This window comes from Corynebacterium sp. NML120713, from assembly GCF_001875735.1.
Lineage (GTDB): Bacteria > Actinomycetota > Actinomycetes > Mycobacteriales > Mycobacteriaceae > Corynebacterium > Corynebacterium pseudogenitalium.
In genome coordinates this window covers 1-17,907 of sequence record NZ_MLCR01000017.1, presented here as the reverse complement: position 1 = coordinate 17,907, position 17,907 = coordinate 1, and the positions used below count along the sequence as shown (strand labels likewise).

The following is a 17,907-nucleotide window of genomic DNA, read 5'->3' as shown; positions in this document are numbered from 1 at the left end:
GTCGAAAAACCTATAAAAACATCAAACTAAAGGTCCATAAGCTCCCTGATTTCTGCAGGAAGCTCCTCCTGCGACGTAATTTCCGGCTTCCCCGCAGCCTTATGTTCCCGCAGCAGCTCATAGATGCGCCCACGCGACATCGAATCCACAAACGGCAGCTCCTCCGCGAACAGCCTCACCATGTAATCGGACAGCGGCACCTCGACGCGCTGCGCCGCCTCATGAATCTCCTCATGCTTAGTCATGCTTTTCACCCTACTAGTAGCATTGGACACCATGACTGACACGATTCAATCACTTGTCGACGAGCCCACCATCGACTACAACGCCCTCGACGACACCTTCGGCGGCCAGTGCATCCAAGCCGCCTACATCCTCGCCGCCGCCTCCGTCCCCGACTTCACCACGCGCAAAGCGCTGGCCTGGACCCTCCTCGGCGCCGCGAACCTCGCCACCATCGCCGCCTTCAACGCTTTCGACGAGGACCCCCGCAACGACCTGACCGCCGTCCTCGAATCCGAACAGGGCGAAGCCGAATCCATCGCCACCACCTGGTTCACCATCGGCGGCATCGCCGTGGCCGCCGTCGGCGCCTTCGCCGCCGGAGTGCAGGCGCAAAAGAAACTGGCAGGTTGGTTGGGCCGAAGGGGCGTCGCAAAGCCCAACGTGGCAATCGGTACCGTCGCAGCCCTCGCATACCTCGGGGCGAAACAACTGTGAGCGCAATGAAGCAGCAAGCGCTGCCATTCCTCATCATCGGCATCGGCTGCGCCGTCATCGACTTCGGCATCACCTACACCCTCACCGAAGGCGTCGACCTCCAACGCGACCTCGCCAAAATGATCGGCTGGGTCTTCGGCACCGCCACCGCCTACGTGCTCAACTCGCGCTACGCCTTCAAATCCGAAGTCAGCGCGAAGAAAGCCGGCGCCGTCTTCGTGCTCTACGCCTGCACCTTCGCCGTCCAAGTCCTGCTCTACAAATGGACCGAACCGCCACTCATCGCCCTCGGACTCCACAACCCCTGGAAAGATGGCATCAGCTTCGTCATCGCCCAAGGCGTCGCCACCGTGACCAACTTCGTCCTCCAAAGCAAAGTCATCTTTAAGGACGCCTAAAGTCCTCCCGCGCCCCCATCCGCAGCAGACGCAGCCACTGCAGGAAGCCCTTCGGATCCTTCCGCTCCACCAGGAAGAACCACCCGAAGCGCACCACTTCCTGCAGCTTCATCTTCTTCATCCCCTGCTGATTAATGATGTAGCCGCGATTCCTATACGTGAAATACCTTTTCGACTCATTATCCGGCCACTGCGCATGCGCCCTGCCGCCCATAATCGGGTGGAACTCGCCCGACCCATCCGGGTGCAAATACTTCGTGGTCAGCGCCGTGCCATACCGCAGCCCCGACTGCGACAAACGCCGGTGATACTCCACCTCATCACCCCGAATGAACAGGCGATAATCCGGCACACCAATCCGCTCCATCGCCTCCGCCGAAATCAACGCCCCATTAAATAAGGACGCATAATCCGGCAAGAACGAGCCTTCCAGCTCAGCCGTCGTCCGCTTCCACTCCAAGCCCTGACGCAGCGGAAACGCCAACTTCGCCGGATCCCCAATATTCGCCACGACCGGGCTCACCTCATGCAGCCGGTGCTGCTCCGCCACGCGATACAGCTCCTCCAGCACACCGTGATCCGCCGGCCGACCATCGTCGTCCGCGCACCAAATCGCGTCGGCCCCCAACGCCAGCGCCGTCAAAAAGCCATACGCGAACCCGCCAGCACCACCCAGATTCGTCTTCGACGGCAAATACACCGCTCGATCCCCAGCCAACTCCTGCAGCAGTTCCTGAACAGCCTGCTCAGCACCGTTATCCACCACGATCACCCACTGCACCGGGTGCGTCTGGTTCACCACCTGCTCCAGGGAATGCCGCAGCATCTCGACACGCTTATGCGTCACGATCACCGCCGCCGTCGAACCACTACTTTTCAGGTGTGCCGTTCCAGTTCCAGTCATGCCTCATATTGTGCACCATCGGCGGGGCGGGGTGGTGGTGCGTCGGGGTGCGCGTGGTTTTCGCGCTGGTTTTTCGTGTGGTCTTCGTGGTTTTTCGTTCCGGTCGAGGTGTACAAGGAGTGCGACGCTGGTCGCCAGAAATCGGCCGGGCTGGGTGAAAATGCGCGACCTGCATCGCGCGCTTCTAACCTTGGAGGGAAACAGGAGGGCAGGCTGACAAACAGTCGTTCGAAAATTCGCAATATCTGCAAAGTGTAGTAGGTGGATTGTAGTAATCCTCGAAAATGATTGCGAAAAGGGGATTACTACAATCCTGTTACTCCCATTTGGGTTTCAGAGAAGCTCCGGCCAGCGAAAACCGACCGAAACCGGGCCGAACCAGCCCGGCGCCTACTCCGCCTGGAACCGCGTGACCAGGTCGTCGACGTACTGGCCGGCTTCGGGCCCTTCGTAGGCGCCCACGACCTCGGAGACCAGGCCGGCTTTCCTGATTTCGCCTTTGTCCACCCACAGGGCGGTGTTGCACAACTGTGCCAGGAAGTCGTTGGAGTGGGAGGCGAAGACGAGGATGCCGGAGCGCTCGACGAGTTCGGCCAACCGGACGCGGGCTTTGGCCATGAAGGCGGAGTCAACGGCGCCGATGCCTTCGTCGAGGAGCAGGATTTCGGGTTCGATGGAGGTGACCACGCCCAGGGCTAGGCGAACGCGCATGCCGGTGGAGTAGGTGCGCAGGGGCATGGAGAGGTAGTCGCCGAGTTCGGAGAATTCGGCGATTTCGTCCATCTTGGCTTTCATCTGTTTGCGGGTCTGGCCGAGGAAGAGGCCGCGGATGATGATGTTTTCGTAGCCGGAGATTTCGGGGTCCATGCCGACGCCGAGGTCGAAGACGGGGGCGACGCGGCCGCGGACGTCGGCGACGCCGCGGGTGGGTTCGTAGATGCCGGAGAGCAAGCGTAGCAACGTGGATTTGCCGGCGCCGTTGTGGCCGACCAGGCCCACGCGGTCGCCTTCGCGCAGGTGGAGGTTGATGTCCTTGAGCGCTTCGACGACCACGGTGTTGGAGGCATTCTTGCCGATTTTGCCACCGGCGGAGGACATGACTGCCTTTTTGAGTGAGCGGGATTTGGCGTCGAAAATTGGGAAGTCGACGCAGGCGTTGTAGGTGTCGATGGAAACCATGTGTGACTCCTTCTCCTTAGACCCAGTACGGCACGCGGAAGCGCATTTGGCGCATGGCGAGCAGGGCGAGCAGCAGGCCGATGATGGTGCAGACGCCGACGACGATCCAGTGGTAGCCGGCGAGTTCTTGGCCGATCATGGGGGCGCGCACGATCTCGAGGTAGTGGTAGAGGGGGTTGATTTCGGCGAGCATGGCTCGCTTAGCGACGTCGCCGCCTTGCTCCTTGAGCGTGTGGGTGGTCCAGACGATCGGGGTGACGTAGAACAGCAGCTGCACGAGCGCTTCCAGAAGTGGGGCGACGTCGCGGAATCGGGTGGCGATGATGCCGAAGAGCATGGTCACCCACACGCCGTTGACCACGAGGAGTGCCATCGCCGGGATGGCGAGGAGGACTTGCCATCCGAGGTGAATGCGGAACGCGAGCACGAGGATGACCCAGATGACCAGGTTGTGGGCCAGGAAGAGGAGTTGGCGCCATACGAGCCGGTACACGTGGACCGACAGTGCCGACGGCAGCTGTTTGATCAGGCCTTCGTTTTCGATGAAGACTTCCGCGCCGTCCTTGATGCAGCCGGAGATGAATCCCCAGATGATGAAGCCGACGGTGACGTGCGGGAGGAATTCGCGCACGCTGATTTGGAACAGCATGGAGTAGAGGAGGCCGAGGGCGAGCGCCATCACGCCGGTGGCGATGGTGATCCAGAGCGGGCCGAGGGTGGAGCGCCGGTAGCGCTGTTTGATGTCTTGCCAGCCTAGTTGGAGCCAGAGTTCGTGTTGGCCCCATCCGCGGATGAGGTCGCGGAATGCCAGCTTCAGTGTTTTCGACTGTGATTTCGGAGCGTCGTCGTGGTGTGGCTCGGAGGTCATCCTTGCGACGTCGTTTCGGAGCTGGTTTGTATTGTGCACGGTTCATACCCTAGCTTGCGTGTGCGTTGAGCGGTGTTTTGGCAGCATGCTGCGGGTGGGGTGCGCTGCGGTGTTCGGGCGTGCATAATGATTGGAAGTGTTGCCTGGAGGAGGTCGTGGTGTCGTTGCAGTCGTATGACGTTGCTAGTGTGCGTGGGCTGTACACCTCCCTTTCTGACGGCTGGACCTACATGAATGCACATGATTGTCCGCAGATTCCGGAGCGGGTGTCGGCGGCGGTGGCGCGTTCGTTCCGTATGTCGACGGCGGTTGCGCGCCCGGAGCCGCGGGTCGGCTCGCATGCTCGCCCGACTGTCGGTGTGCCCGAGGGGCAAAGTTTTCTTTTCGACGCCCGCTCCGCCATCGCCGACCTGTGCAACGTTTCGCCTGAGCGTGTGGTGTTGGGGCCGTCGCTTCCGGTGTTGTATTCGGCGTTGGTGTTGGCGATGCGCCCGCTGTTTCGGCACCGGTCGTCGGTGGTGGTGTGTAATGCGGACCGCCCGGTGTTGACGGACGCGTTGGCGCGCTGCGCGGAGGATGCGCAGCTGCGTTGGGCGCAGACGGATCTAGCGACTGGCGATGTGCCTGCCTGGCAGTTCGGCGAGCTGGTGGACGGTTCGACGCGCCTGGTGGCGGTCCCTGCTGCGCATGAGGTGCTGGGGTCTGTGGTCCGCGTGGCAGATATTGCGGATACGGTGCGGGATCGTTCCCGCGCGTGGGTGCTCGCGGACGTCTCGGCGTACGCGCCGTATTACCTGATGGACTTCGATAGCTTCGGCGCGGATATTTTGGGCATTGACGTCGCGGAGCTCGGCGGGCCGCAGGTGGCGGCGCTGGTGTTCCGAGATGAGGCGATGTTCGGAAGGCTGGATATGTCGGCGTTGCAGCTCGACGTATCGACGGGCCTCGCCGGCGGGGTGTCCGCCATCGTCGACCACTACGCGCGCCTGGTGGAGGAGCCGGGGCGCCGCAAGACGCGCCGCAACCGGCTGGAGTTCTCGATGGGGCTGACGCAGCGCTACATGCGCGGCCTGCGCGACGACCTGCACACCTTCCTGGGCACGTTGCCGTCGGTGCACATCGTGGGTGTGTCCGGCGAGGCCGCTGAGGGCTCGCGCATGGAGCACACCCCGCGCCTGGTCTTCGGTGTGCACGGCGTGCCGGCAGAGACGGTGCACCAGCGGCTGTTCGCCAACGGCATCGTATCGACGCCCGCTCCGACCACACCGCTACTGCAGGACATGGGCGTGGCCGAGATGGGCGGCGCGGTCGCCGTCGGGCTGGGTCCCTTCAATACGGAAGTGGACATCGAGCAGCTGATCCGCACCGTGGCCTCCCTGGCCTAAGCGGTTTCGACCTCCAGGACTACCTTGCCGGTGTGCTCGCCGGAGTTGAGGTAGGAGTGGGCGCAGCGGGCGTCGATAAGGGGGAAGGTCCGGGAGATGGTCGGTGTGATGTGGCCTGCTTCAATGAGTGGCCACACGTGCTCCACCGTGCTTGCAACGATCGCTGCCTTCATGGGGCGCGGGCGGGCGCGCAGCGTGGTCGCGTGGACGGATTGGCGGCGCGTGAGCATACGGCCCAGGCTCAGCGTGCCCTTCGGCCCGCCTTGTAGCCCAATGACGACGAGCCTGCCGTCCACCGCAAGCGACTTGATGTTGGCCTCCAGATAGGAGCCGCCGATGACGTCCAGGATGATGTCCGCCCAGCCTGCGAGCTCCTCCTCGAAGCGCTGCTCCTTGTAATTGATGAGCCTGTCCGCGCCGAGCTGCCTGCAGTACTCGAGCTTCTCGGCGCTCCCCGCGGTCACGGCGACTTCGCAGCCCATGGCTTTGCACAGCTGGATGGCGAAGGAGCCGATGCCGCCCGCCCCGCCGTGGATGAGCACCTTGTTCCCGGACTGCAACCCGGCGACCATCCCCAGGTTCGACCACACCGTGGCGGCCGCCTCCACAACGCCGGCGGTCTCCGTGAGAGTGAGGTTGGTCGGCTTCGGCGTGAGCTGGCCCTCCGGCACCGCCACGTACTCGGCGTAGCCGCCGCCCGCCAGCAGGCAGCCGACTTCCTCGCCCGGCTGGCGGCCGGTCGTGCCCGGATCGGCGATGGCGCCCGCGCATTCCAACCCCATAATTTCCGACTCACCCTTCGGCGGCGGGTACATCCCCTTCGCCTGCATCAGGTCCCCGCGATTCACACCCGCGGCGTGCACTTTCACCAGCACCTCACCCTCCTTCAGCTCCGGGAGGGGAACGGTAGTCAGCTCGAGGGCTTGCGGGTCCGAGGTATCAGTCTGGACGATGGCCTGCATAGTGTTCGCGTTGTGTGTGTTCTGTGTGCTCATACCGCGCCAGCGTACTGAATTTTCGCGTTCGGCAAGGCGGTGCTGTAGAATCACGCAGCATTGGAGACGTGGCAGAGCGGCCGAATGCACTGGTCTTGAAAACCAGCGAGGGTCACACCTCCAGGGGTTCAAATCCCCTCGTCTCCGCAAGTGAAGGCCCCTTACCGGTTGGTGAGGGGCCTTCGTTTTGTTCCCCGTTCGAGGTGTGTGTACTATGGGCGAAGGTCTGGAGACGTGCCAGAGCGGCCGAATGGGGCTCCCTGCTAAGGAGTTGCCCTCTTTGCGGAGGGCCGCAGGTTCAAATCCTGTCGTCTCCGCCACGCGCCCGTGGCTCAACGGATAGAGCATCTGACTACGGATCAGAAGGTTGGGGGTTCGAATCCCTCCGGGCGCACCAGATGAAACCCCAGTCCACTGTGTTGGCTGGGGTTTGTTGTGTTGCTTGTGCCAGTGTCTCAGTGCCAATGGAGGCCCGATCAGGCTGAATACGTCGCCTTCGCGGCCGTCCTCGCGCACCAGGGTGGCGGTGAGCCCCAGACGGCGGCGAGACTGCAGGTCGGAGGTCATGCGGAACACCGGGGCAGGCAGCAGGTGAACCTCGTCGTAAATGATTAAGCCCCAGTCGCGGGAGTCGAACAGCTCCAGCGCCCGGTATTCGCCCTTCGACTTGCGCGTGACCACTTGGTAGGTGGCGATGGTCACGGGGCGGATCTCCTTCTTCTCTCCGGAGTATTCGCCGATTTCATCCTCCGTCAGGGAGGTGCGGCGCACTAGCTCGTCCTTCCACTGCCTGCCCGCGACGGTGTTCGTCACCAGGATCAGGGTGGTGGCCTTTGCCTTGGACATCGCGGCCGCGCCGACCATCGTCTTGCCCGCACCACATGGCAGCACTACCACGCCCGAGCCGCCTTCCCAGAAGCTATCGGCCGCCATCTCCTGGTAGTCGCGCAGCTGCCATTCTTCGTGTTCCTGCGACAGCTCGATGGGGTGTGCCTCGCCGTCGACGTATCCCGCCAGGTCCTCTGCGGGCCAGCCGACCTTCAGCAGTTCCTGCTTGAGCCTGCCGCGCTCGGAAGGGTGCACAACGATCGAGTCCTCGTCGATCTCTGCGCCCAACATGGGCTTGATCTTTTTGTGACGCCGGATCTCCGTCAGCACAGCCCTGTCCGTCGTCTCTAGCACGAGCCCGTGCGCTGGGTGCTTGATGAGCTTCAGCCGCCCGTAGCGATCCATCGTGTCGGCAATGTCGATGAGCAGCGGCTGCGGGGCGGGGAACCGCGAGTAGGTTTCCAGCACGTCCATGATCTGCTCCGCGTCGTGCCCTGCCGCGCGGGCGTTCCACAGCGCCAGCGGGGTGATGCGGTAGGTGTGCACGTGCTCTGGGGCGCGCTCCAGTTCCGCGAACGGTGCCAGCGCGGTGCGTGCCTCCTGCGCCTGTTCGTGGTCGATTTCCAGCAGCACGGTCTTATCCGACTGCACAATGAGCGGTCCGTTTCCAATGCCCACGCTGTGTGTCACTTCCTTTTTGTTTATCGACGCCACCGCGACGGTGTTGCTCAAGCCAAAGACATCATTTTACGCTGCAGTGGTGCGAACTCGTGCTCCACTATACTGAGACCCATGATTGCTCAGACGGGAAATCTGCGCCAATGGCAGTATTTCGTGGCTTTAGCGGAGACCGGTAGTTTTACAGCGGCGGCAGCGCGACTGGGAGTGAGTCAGCCGCCTGTCTCCAATGCCATTAAGCGCTTAGAAGCTGGTGTAGGTACACCGCTATTTATCCGAGGGGCGGGGGAAGTGAAACTAACCGAGGCAGGGTTGACCTTGCTTCCATATGCCCGGGTGATTAATCGCGATCTTCAGACTATGCATTCGATGATTGACGGTATCCGAAGTGGTGCGCAAAGCGGGTTTCGTTTGGCCATCAGTAGTGCGCTTCCAAGCGAGATAGGATCGCGTATTGCAGCAAAGGCACAGCAGCATGATGGAGTAGTTTTGTCGTCACTGCCTTCTGTTGAGATTCTTGCCCGTGTTGAAGAAGGCGCTATTCATGCGGGGCTTGTTCAAGCTCCGGTTCCCTTGGGTACTCACCGCAGTGCGAGGCAGTTTTCTCTGTCACGTGATCTAGTGGTGCCGCCGGGGTATTCAAGGTTGGATAAGACCTTGTCTCAATTGAATCTGCTGGTGGAGAACCTGAATGACAATTCAAGTGCAGCCAGTGGTTTGGCGAGAGAGCTATTTCGGTCGGGTGTGTCTTGCGAAATTAATGATTCAGAGGATGCTCTAGGTAGGGGCTTATTGATTGGAAGAGGGGAGGGGATGTCTTTGGTATTTCGCGGTTTTCACCAGTTTGACAATGCTATTGAGCTTCCTTCCCGTTTCGATTTTTCCGTGGATGTAGTGGTTCGCCGAGGTGGGATGGACAATGGCGCCGAGGCCATGGCGGTCGCCGAAAGAATTTGTCGAAGGATTAACCAATGACTGCACGGATGGAGATGGCCCTGGAAAACGTGTTGACGCGGTCGGGGTGTGAGGGATGGTGGTGTGCATCGCGACTGCACGATGGGGTGACTATCGGACGCAAACAAGACGAGAAAATTACGGTGGCATCCTTATATAAAATCCGGCTCCTCCACCTCACTTTGGAAGCGATTCAACGAGGTGATCTGGATCCTCGTCTTCGTGTTGACGTTGCACCGTCCAAAGGAACTTACGAAGGGTATGGGTTCGCTGCCTTTGATGACGCAGTGAACGTGAGTCTCCGAGACTTAATGAAACAAGTCGCATCGGTGTCAGATAACGTGGCCGCCCACGAGATTTTGCGTCTACTGCCTGCGTGGGCTCGAGAAGCATTTCTTAAACGGTTTCCACCTCATTATGACTTGCAAGATCGGAATAGCTTAGTGACGGCGGAGAAACAATTGCGTCAATATGTTCAATCCCAAGGGGGGAGTAGTACAGATATAGCGTTTTCTGCAGTCTCTTCGTTGGCGGAAATAACTAATGACTTGGAACAGGTTTGGAAAGACGATAGTGCAGCGGTACGTCGATCTATGTGTGAACTCTTGGGGTTGCAGGTGTGGCGTCACCGTGTTCCTTCAGGCTTTCCTCCAAGCGGCGTTGATATCTATGGAAAAACGGGCACTGTAGGACTTCTCCATGGTGAAGCTTCGATTATCCAGGTTGAGGGCGAGGAGCCCATTGTGGTGTCCATCATGCTGAAACAGGTGGTGCCAGAACAAGCAATGAGTACTCACGATGGTGCTATTGGCGAAGTGGCTAGACTGCTCGTGGACGCTCTTCGTTAGAATTTCTGCCACTTGAATACACACTTCTACCATCGCCTATATGTGAATGAAATGAGACAATTGCATTATGTGATATTGGTGGCATCCAATGCGTCTCACTTAACGTCACTCCCATGATGACTAAGCACAATCGTTTCCGTCAGTCGGTGATTGCACTCTGTTCGCTCTCCGCAGTGATGTTGAGCAGCTGTTCAGCTCTACCGTGGGAATCAGACTCAGACGTATTTCTCAAAGCTTTCAACGCGGGAGATGACAGCAAGGCTGCACGGTATCTGGATCATCCAGACCCGGAGCGCGCCCTTCATGAATTTCGGCAGTCACTTCATGGTGTGAAGGTCAACATCGAAAAATCTGATATTTCCAATGGAAAGCAGAATACTCATGTGACTTGGTCCAAAGATGGTGTGGAGTTGGAGAGCAATGGTCGGCTCGTCCTTAGTGGACAGGATGGTAAGCCTCAATGGTTGCCTTCGATCTTCGAAGCTCAGTTGAGCGATGATTCCGCACTCTTTTTTGCTGAAGATAAACAGTACGATCTTCCAATTAAAGATCGCTTGGGCAATGATTATATGACCTGGACGAAAGTTATTCAGGTACGAGGTCGCAAAGATATAGCCTCTAGAGCGCAGGAATTGGCCCAGATTTTTGCACCAGTGTCTCCCACAACGACTAAGGAGTGGATCGAGCAGACCTTGGGAGAGTCTCAGGATGAAGACACCGTGCTCCTCACTTTGAGGCAGGAAGAATTCCGGAAGATACAAGAGCAACTTAGGACCTTTGAGGGAATTTCCACTGTGGAGCAGGGGCGTCTCTTAAGCGTGTCCAAAACTCTTAACTCTCCGATGGATGCTGAATTGAACAAATATTGGGAGTCAGTGCTCGATGCTAATTCAGGATGGTCGATACGCGCTGAGAGTTCACAAGGTATGACGACGGTAGCCTCTGAGCCGCCTCGCCGAGTTCAGCCAATCGTAACCACTCTGGATAACACACTGCAAAGCGCAGCAAAACAAGCAGTGGACAGTGAGCAACGTGCCGCAGTTCTAGTCGTGCTCAATCCTAGAACAGGAGGTGTCCTTGCCGTTGCACAAAATGACAAGGCAAATAACCAAGGGCCAATCGCACTCACCGGGCTATTCCCACCGGGATCGACGTTCAAAACTGTGACCACAGCGGCGGCACTAGAGGCAGGGGCAGTCAGCATGGATGAGGAACTACCTTGTCCTAGCAATATCACCGTCGCTGGACGCAAGATTCCCAACGATCATGACTTCGATCTAGGTAGCGTTCGACTGGAAGAAGCTTTCGCCCAATCATGTAACACAACCCAAGCGGTCATTTCGGATCGTTTGGGAGAAGATGATCTGCAACGGACTGCTTTAGAACTCGGAATTGGCTCCGACTTCGACGTACCAGGGATGACCACACTTACTGGTTCGGTGCCGCGGACACCGGCTGGACCTCCTCGTGTGGAGGCTTCTATTGGACAGGGCGAGGTTCTAGCTAGTCCATTTGGGATTGCGCTCATGCAATCGACTGTCGCTAACGGCGGCTTGCTTGTTCCTCCACAGCTCATTCAAGGCGAACAGACAGTAGTGAATAAACAGGCAGACCAGCATGTCAGCGATACAACTATTCAAAGCCTCCGGACGATGATGAAATCAACAATTGACCACGGTTCAGCTAGGTCGTTGAGTGATCTTAGTGCACTTGGCGGAAAGACTGGTACAGCAGAAATTGATGGCAAGCTTTCCAATGGCTGGTTCGCTGGAACGACAGGGGAATTGGCGATTGCGTCCCTTGTAATCGAAGGAGATTCTTCTCAGCCAGCTGTGGAAATGGCCGGGCGTTTCCTTCGCTCGCCGGATGTTCAGAAATTCTCTGGAATTCAATAAACTTGCGTCATAACCTCTAGCACGGCACGTCCACCGCAGCGATGCGGTGGGGTTGGATCGTGAGGCTCTCCCCGGTGGATTCGAGCACCGCGGAGATGGTGGAGGGGGTCATCATCACGATGGAGATCCAGTCATGGCTGGTGGCACCCGCATAGTCCACGTAGTGCAGGCGCACCTGTGTGCCCGCGGTATAGGCGCGGCGCAGCTCGGACATGATCTCCCGCGGCGAGCGGAAGGTCCGGGTGTCCGAGGCCTTCGTGCCGTCCGCCGGGTCCACGGCGATGGCCTGGTCGTGGGCGCGGCGAAAACCCTCCACGGCGCCGTCGATCTCCGAGGCGATCTCGGTGGAGTCCCCAGTGATGTCCATGATGTTGCGCTGGGGAGTATCCACGCGAGACGGGACACGAGCCGAGTGGGGTTCGGTGGCGGAGCCCTGCTGGAATGCCCTGGTGGCGTCGTCAATCAAATACCGCAGGGACTGGGGAACGGACGAGAGACCGCCGGGGGACATGCGATCCAGGAAGGCCTCGATGTCCTTCCATGGGGCGTCATAGCGCCCAATGGACGTAGCCCTTATTGTCTAGCACTTTCGTGACCTGGTCATATGTCCGGGCCGATTTTTCGTATTGCGTCCTTTGGCACTCAATCGGCTGGGAGGGACACCAAATTCCCTCCCAGCCCATCAGCGAACTGGGAAAACGCCGAGCCCGTTCGCGCGAATTGGCGAATCTGGTGCGCGCGCATATGCGGGCCGGTAGCGTCGTGCGTACACACACGCACCGAAAGGAATCGCACTATGCAACTGATGACACTTCGCCAACCCGGCGGAACCACGACCGCCGCGCGCCGCACCGGGAAAACGACCGCAGTCAAGCTTGACTTTCAAGATGTCGGCGAGCTCCTCGCCCAAGAAAACTGGCAGGAGCTTGCCGCGGCAGACGGGGAGCAGGTCACCTTCCAGGACAAGGATCTCGCGCCAGTTGTGCCTCGCCCGGGCAAGGTCATTTGTGTCGGCCTGAACTACGCGAACCACATCAAGGAAATGGGTCGTGAGCTGCCGAAGGTCCCGACGCTGTTCATTAAGTTTGCTGACGCCCTCACCGGCCCCTATGACGATGTGAACGTTCCCGAATGGGCCAGGGGAGCCCTGGATTGGGAGGGGGAGTTGGCGGTTGTGATTGGGAAGAGGGCGCGTCGAGTAGCAGAGGCTGACGCGGCTGACTACATCGCGGGCTACGCGGTGGCCAATGATTACACGATGCGCGACTACCAGTACTCCACCCTGCAGTGGCACCAGGGCAAGTCCCTGGAGAAGTCCGCGGGATTCGGGCCGTGGCTGACCACTCGCGACGAGTGGGCGGGTGCGGGTCAACTCACGACGCGCCTCAACGGCGAGGTGGTGCAGAACGATTCGACGTCTGACCTGGTGTTCACGCCGGAGTTTCTGATTGAGTACATTTCGCACATTTACCCGCTGAACCCCGGCGACACCATCTTGACTGGTACGCCGGGCGGGGTTGGGCATGCGCGCGACCCGAAGCGTTATGTGGGCGACGGGGACGTCGTCACGATTGAGATTGAGGGGTTGGGGCGCATCTCGAACCGCACTGTGTTCGAGTAGCGCCCGGCGCCCTTACTTCGCTGGGGTGGTGGGGACGACTGGCGCGGTGGTGGTCACTGAGCCGGTCGGCTGCTGGCCCTGGTTGCCGGAGCTGCCGACGGTGATGTCGATGTCCTTGACGTTCGGGATGCAGCTGCGCAGGCCGGCGATCGCCAGCAGGGTCACCACGACGCCGACCAGGCCGCCGCCGACCGCAGTCAGCGTGTTTGCGTCGACGTTGAGGGAGCGGGCGGTGTCGCGGAGTGCGCGGTCAATCGAGTTCTTATCGACGCCCGCAGCCTGAATACCGAGCTGGTTCGACAGTGCAACCGGGATTGCGGCCAGCAGCGGAAGGCCGAGGCCGACCAGGGTCGCGATGCAGCGTGGGTCGGAGATGCCGCCCTCGGCGCCGACGCGCGCGTTCAGGTTCGAGGAGCCGCCATTGCCAGCGCCCTGGCCCTGGCCTTTGTCGCCTTGGCCGCCGCGCTTGGAGGAGCCGCCGCCGGAGCTGAGCGGGATGCCCTGCACGTTCGGGTTCGCGTTATCGGAGACCTTGATGTCTGGGTTGCCGTTGTTGTTGCCGTTGTCCGAAACGTTGACGGTCGGGTTCGCGTTGTTGGTGACCACGACGGTCGCCTTAGCGTTGTCAGAGATCTTCACGTCTGGGTTGCCGTTGTTGTTGGCGTTATCGGAGACGTTGACGGTCGGGTTGGCGTTGTTGGTGACCACGACGTTTGGGTTGCCGTTGTTCGACGCGTTATCGGAGACGTTGACGGTCGGGTTCGCGTTGTTGGTGACCACGACGTTTGGGTTGCCGTTGTTCGACGCGTTATCGGAGACGTTGACGGTCGGGTTCGCGTTGTTGGTCACAACAACGGACGCCTTGGCGTTATCCGAGATCTTGATGTCCGGGTTGCCGTTGTTCGACGCGTTGTTGTTCGCGTTATCGGTGATGTTGACCGTCGGGTTCGCGTTGTTGGTCACAACAACGTTTGGGTTGCCGTTGTTGTTGCCGTTGTCGGAAATGTTCACGGTCGGGTTGGCGTTGCCCGTGATGGTGACGTTGCCGTTGTCGTGGACCTTGGCGTTATCCGTGACAACGACGCTGACCTGCGGGTTACCGTTGTTGGAACCGTTGTCGGAAATGTTCACGGTCGGGTTCGCGTTGCCGGTGACGGTGACATGGCCGTTGTTGTTGCCGTTGTTCTCGATGCGGATCGCGCCGTCTTCAACCTTGACGATGCCCTCGAGCGCGCCCTTCAGGCTGCCGAGCAGCCCGCCGCCCGAGCCGCCCTTGCCGTCCTCACCAGAGCCGCCGGAGCCGCCACCGATGAGGCCGCCGAGCAAGTTACCGATAGCGCCGCCGATGCCGCCGGTGCCGCCGCCGATCAGGCCGCCCAGGATCGGGCCGAGGACGCCGCCGACACCCTTCGCGATTTCCCCGCCAGTGGTCTGCGGGTTGGTGGCATTGATGCGGATGGTGCGCTCGACGGTGGAGGTGCCGTCGCTAATTTTGACTGGCAGGTCGAATACGCCCGGGGTGAAGGTGGCAGGTGCGTTGACCTGCACTTCGCCGTTGAGGTTGGTGAAGGACCAGAGCGGGTACTTCGCGCCGCTGCGCTCAATCGTGACGTTCTCCGGCAGGGTGAGGCCCGGAACCGGCTTCACGCGCTGCTTCTCGAAGTCGACTGAGTAGATCTTGCTGAAGTCCGGCAGGTCGCTTTCCCACTCGGCGGGAGGCATGGTGTCGGTGAGCTTGACCTTCAGGGTGCCGGAGTACGGCTCGCCCTCCTTGGGCGTGATGGTGACCGGAATATCCGCGCTACCAGCCTTGATGGCGTTGTTGAAGGTGATCTTGTTCCACGGCTTCCCGATGGTCAGGTTGCCCTCCGCATCGACGGTCACCGGCCAGCGCGTGGTGCTGTCCCAGTAGGTCGACGCGATCTTGTCGCCGGGCTCGAGCTTGGCGTCCGGCACAGGCACTGTTTCTTTGTTCCAGAAGTTCTCGGCCTCGTAGGTCTTGTCGAAGTCAAACTTCGGCGCCTCAGGGGCTGGGGCTTCCTCGCTTGTCGACGTCCCCTCCGACTCTGCTGGTGCTTCCGGTTCGGAAGACTCGGCTGGTGTCTCCGGTTCGGAGGACTCAGACGGTGCCTCGGACTCAGCCGTGGTGGTTTCCGGCGTGGTGGTTTCTGCCGGGGTCGTCTCCGGAGTGGTGGTTTCCTCTGCTGGCTTTTCGTCCTTGACGGCGATCTTCAGCGTGGCCTCGTAGGGCTCGCCGGAGGCCGGGGTGACCTTGATCGGGATCTCGACGGTCTTGCCGACCTTGCTGCTGAACGCCAAGCCGTCGCTCGGGCGCCCGACGGTCAGGACGCCGTGGTCGTCGAAGGTCACCTTCCACCGGTACGTGCCGATCGTCTTCCAGTTGTAATAGGTCTCTACCTTGTCGCCCGGGTTCAGGGCGATGTCTTTGAGCGGGACCGAATCAACGTCCCAGAAGTTGACCTCTTCTGGCGTGTCGAAGTCGGATGCCTGCGTCGCCACTGTCTGGGCGTGGGCTGCGGGGAGGTCGGACGTCGAGACGCTGACGAATGGGGCGACCAGCGCGATCGAAAGCGCACCGGCGGCGATAGAGATGCGCTTTGTGCGCGTGCTGTATGCCATAAACTTGTCCTTTGCTCAAGAGCGGAAACGCTGCACTGGACCTGCAGCACAGGTATGTCACAGATTGATATCGTTTCTGTTCAGTAAAACTTAACATTCCCACCCCCGCCCAAGGCGAGGAATGTAAAGAGATAGGCAAAACATGCAGGTAGTTCGGTGGTCGAAAGGTGTGCTATTCCACCTCCGGGGGTAGGTGCGGCTACGCTTGCAGTGCTTGACTTGGCCAATCGTGGTGAGGTGAAAGGACGTGGAGATGAAGATCAATGACCCCGAGCAGCTCTACGAGCTCGAGCGGCGGCTGGAGGACCACGACCCTGAGATAGAGGAGCTCTCCGAGCTTCAGGAGCAGCTGAAGCACGTCCGCCTCAAGGACATTATCGCGATGATTGAGCGCACCGATGTCACGAACGGTGCGAAGATTCTGCGTCTGCTGTCGCCGGAGCGCTCTGCGGTCGTCTTCGACGTGCTGGACCCGGCGCACCAGGCAGACATGGTCACCGCACTTGGCGACGAAGCCGTCGTCGGCTTCTTCGACGCCCTCGGCGCCGAGGACCGCGTGGCCCTCCTCGACGAGCTTCCTCCCGAGGTCGCCGCCCGCCTCATGCACGAGCTCGACGAGGACGACCAGCGCGTTACCAACGTCGTCCTCGGCTACGAGAAGGGTACCGTCGGCCGCACCATGTCGCCGGAGGTGCCGCTGGTCACGCCAGAGATGACGGTCAAGGAGGTCGTCGATAATCTCCGCGAGAACGTCGACAGTCTGGAGACGATCTACACCGTCCCCGTCACGGATACGCACCGCACGCTCGTGGGCATCGTTTCTTTACGACGCCTCTTCCAATCCAACGCCAACCAACCCGTTTCCGAGGTCATGCGGGAAGCGCAGTACGCCTACGCCTCCGACGAGGCTGAGGACACCGCGCGCTGGTTCCTGGCGTCGAACCTGCTGGCCTTGCCGGTCGTCGATAATGAGCACCACCTGGTGGGCATATTTACATACGACGAGGCCCACGACATCGTCGAAGAAGCGGACAGCGAGGACACCGCCCGCCTGGGTGCGTCCGAGTCCCTGAAGCGCCCGTACCTCTCAACGCCGGTGCAGGCCCTGGTCAAGAGCCGTATCGTGTGGCTGCTGGTGCTTGCGGTCTCCGCGATTCTGACCGTGCAGGTGCTCGGTATCTTCGAGGACACGCTTGAGAAGGCCGTCGTGTTGTCCTTATTTATCCCGCTGCTGACGGGTACCGGCGGTAACACCGGCAACCAGGCCGCCACCACCGTGACTCGCGCGCTCGCACTCAATGACGTCCGTAATCGCGACGTGGCTAAGGTGGCGTGGCGCGAAATGCGGGTGGGTATGCTTCTCGGTGCCGTGCTCGGAACGTTGGGGTTTGTGCTGGCAGGGCTGGTGTTCGGGCAGTCGGTGGGCATTGTCATTGGGTTGACGCTGCTGCTCGTATGCACGATGGCCGCAACCGTGGGCGGTGTGATGCCAATCATCGCTAAGACCATTGGCGCCGACCCAGCCGTGTTCTCTAACCCGTTTATCTCTACGTTCTGTGATGCCACCGGTCTGATTATCTACTTCTTTATTGCGAAGGCGGTTCTGGGCATCTAACAGGCGTTTTGCTGCACTCGCAGTTTCGGTGTAGAGTCTCTTTCGTTGCCTACAAGGCAGCAAAACACCGCGCCCGTGGCTCAACGGATAGAGCATCTGACTACGGATCAGAAGGTTGGGGGTTCGAATCCCTCCGGGCGCACCAAATAAAACCCCAGTCCACCGCGTGTGGGCTGGGGTTTCTGCTTTATTCTTTGAGGCGGTGCCAAAAGATTGCACGCGTGGGGATTGAGGGTGTGAATCCCACTGTCGGGCTTAAGGGACATTTTGTGTGTTTTTACGGCGTGTCGCGATAAGGGACATTTTGTGTGTGTTTAGCTGCGTCCAGCCCACCCTTTTCTCACGCCTAAGCTGGGGTTCCACTGACCATCAATGCCGG

General features: G+C 60.2%; 15 protein-coding genes, 4 tRNA genes and 1 pseudogene. 12 read left to right on the top strand and 8 right to left on the bottom strand.

Annotated elements, in window-relative coordinates; genetic code table 11:
• Positions 1–26: 26 nt before the first annotated feature.
• A complete protein-coding gene (locus BJP06_RS09375; RefSeq protein ID WP_070363299.1) occupies positions 27–245 on the bottom strand; it encodes a hypothetical protein in 219 nt (72 codons plus the stop codon).
• A gap of 31 nt (positions 246–276) precedes the next feature.
• On the opposite strand from BJP06_RS09375, the gene BJP06_RS09370 reads away from it, so the two are divergent.
• Positions 277–720, top strand: coding sequence for a hypothetical protein (locus BJP06_RS09370; protein WP_070363624.1), 444 nt, complete (start codon positions 277–279; stop codon positions 718–720).
• A 5-nt stretch (positions 721–725) separates the two neighbouring features.
• Positions 726–1,118 (top strand): GtrA family protein, encoded by a 393-nt coding sequence (locus BJP06_RS09365; protein WP_071573657.1) that lies wholly within the window; start codon positions 726–728, stop codon positions 1,116–1,118.
• On the opposite strand, the gene BJP06_RS09360 is transcribed toward BJP06_RS09365, so the two are convergent.
• From BJP06_RS09360 to BJP06_RS09350, 3 genes are all read right to left on the bottom strand, one after another.
• The gene (locus BJP06_RS09360; protein ID WP_070363297.1) at positions 1,105–2,022 is read right to left on the bottom strand and encodes a glycosyltransferase; all 918 of its coding nucleotides are present in this window, start codon (positions 2,020–2,022) and stop codon (positions 1,105–1,107) included. The genes BJP06_RS09365 and BJP06_RS09360 overlap by 14 nt on opposite strands.
• A 390-nt stretch (positions 2,023–2,412) precedes the next feature.
• A complete protein-coding gene (locus BJP06_RS09355; RefSeq protein ID WP_070363296.1) occupies positions 2,413–3,201 on the bottom strand; it encodes an ABC transporter ATP-binding protein in 789 nt (262 codons plus the stop codon).
• A gap of 16 nt (positions 3,202–3,217) precedes the next feature.
• Complete coding sequence (locus BJP06_RS09350; protein ID WP_070363295.1) at positions 3,218–4,108, bottom strand: ABC transporter permease; 891 nt, start codon at positions 4,106–4,108, stop codon at positions 3,218–3,220.
• 80 nt (positions 4,109–4,188) lie between these two features.
• On the opposite strand from BJP06_RS09350, the gene BJP06_RS09345 reads away from it, so the two are divergent.
• Positions 4,189–5,454, top strand: a complete 1,266-nt coding sequence (locus BJP06_RS09345; protein ID WP_240492758.1) for an aminotransferase class V-fold PLP-dependent enzyme — start codon at positions 4,189–4,191, stop codon at positions 5,452–5,454.
• Here BJP06_RS09345 and BJP06_RS09340 read toward each other — a convergent pair.
• The gene (locus tag BJP06_RS09340) at positions 5,451–6,449 is read right to left on the bottom strand and encodes an NAD(P)H-quinone oxidoreductase (RefSeq protein ID WP_071573656.1); all 999 of its coding nucleotides are present in this window, start codon (positions 6,447–6,449) and stop codon (positions 5,451–5,453) included. The two genes, BJP06_RS09345 and BJP06_RS09340, sit on opposite strands and share 4 nt — an antisense overlap.
• Positions 6,450–6,511: 62 nt before the next feature.
• Between BJP06_RS09340 and BJP06_RS09335 the strand changes: the two genes are divergently transcribed.
• The 3 genes from BJP06_RS09335 (at position 6,512) to BJP06_RS09325 (ending at position 6,846) form a co-directional block, all read left to right on the top strand.
• Positions 6,512–6,596, top strand: a tRNA-Ser gene (locus BJP06_RS09335).
• A gap of 81 nt (positions 6,597–6,677) precedes the next feature.
• Positions 6,678–6,769: transfer RNA gene (locus tag BJP06_RS09330), tRNA-Ser, on the top strand.
• A 1-nt stretch (position 6,770) separates the two neighbouring features.
• Positions 6,771–6,846 (top strand) — tRNA-Arg (locus tag BJP06_RS09325).
• Positions 6,847–6,974: 128 nt separating this feature from the next.
• Here BJP06_RS09325 and BJP06_RS12460 read toward each other — a convergent pair.
• Positions 6,975–7,910, bottom strand: a pseudogene (locus tag BJP06_RS12460) (helicase-associated domain-containing protein); the annotation flags it as partial.
• A gap of 159 nt (positions 7,911–8,069) precedes the next feature.
• Between BJP06_RS12460 and BJP06_RS09305 the strand changes: the two are divergent.
• The 3 genes from BJP06_RS09305 to pbp2m all read left to right on the top strand — a co-directional run bounded on the left by BJP06_RS09305 (position 8,070) and on the right by pbp2m (position 11,652).
• A complete protein-coding gene (locus tag BJP06_RS09305) occupies positions 8,070–8,930 on the top strand; it encodes a LysR family transcriptional regulator (protein ID WP_012360809.1) in 861 nt (286 codons plus the stop codon).
• Complete coding sequence (locus tag BJP06_RS09300; protein WP_012360808.1) at positions 8,927–9,757, top strand: serine hydrolase; 831 nt, start codon at positions 8,927–8,929, stop codon at positions 9,755–9,757. The genes BJP06_RS09305 and BJP06_RS09300 overlap by 4 nt, the downstream gene beginning before the upstream one ends.
• A 113-nt stretch (positions 9,758–9,870) precedes the next feature.
• A complete protein-coding gene (pbp2m, locus tag BJP06_RS09295; protein WP_071573654.1) occupies positions 9,871–11,652 on the top strand; it encodes a penicillin-binding protein PBP2M in 1,782 nt (593 codons plus the stop codon).
• Between the two features lie 16 nt (positions 11,653–11,668).
• Here the strand turns inward: pbp2m and BJP06_RS09290 are convergent, their stop codons facing one another.
• The gene (locus BJP06_RS09290) at positions 11,669–12,163 is read right to left on the bottom strand and encodes a hypothetical protein (protein ID WP_239317643.1); all 495 of its coding nucleotides are present in this window, start codon (positions 12,161–12,163) and stop codon (positions 11,669–11,671) included.
• Between the two features lie 285 nt (positions 12,164–12,448).
• Between BJP06_RS09290 and BJP06_RS09285 the strand changes: the two genes are divergently transcribed.
• Complete coding sequence (locus BJP06_RS09285) at positions 12,449–13,273, top strand: fumarylacetoacetate hydrolase family protein (RefSeq protein ID WP_071573653.1); 825 nt, start codon at positions 12,449–12,451, stop codon at positions 13,271–13,273.
• A 12-nt stretch (positions 13,274–13,285) separates the two neighbouring features.
• On the opposite strand, the gene BJP06_RS09280 is transcribed toward BJP06_RS09285, so the two are convergent.
• The gene (locus BJP06_RS09280) at positions 13,286–15,913 is read right to left on the bottom strand and encodes a hypothetical protein (protein WP_071573652.1); all 2,628 of its coding nucleotides are present in this window, start codon (positions 15,911–15,913) and stop codon (positions 13,286–13,288) included.
• Positions 15,914–16,166: 253 nt separating this feature from the next.
• On the opposite strand from BJP06_RS09280, the gene mgtE reads away from it, so the two are divergent.
• Together mgtE and BJP06_RS09270 are read left to right on the top strand one after the other, a co-directional pair.
• On the top strand, positions 16,167–17,528 hold the full coding sequence (gene mgtE, locus BJP06_RS09275) for a magnesium transporter (RefSeq protein ID WP_071573651.1): 1,362 nt from the start codon (positions 16,167–16,169) through the stop codon (positions 17,526–17,528).
• Positions 17,529–17,597: 69 nt separating this feature from the next.
• Positions 17,598–17,673, top strand: a tRNA-Arg gene (locus BJP06_RS09270).
• Positions 17,674–17,907: the final 234 nt, after the last annotated feature.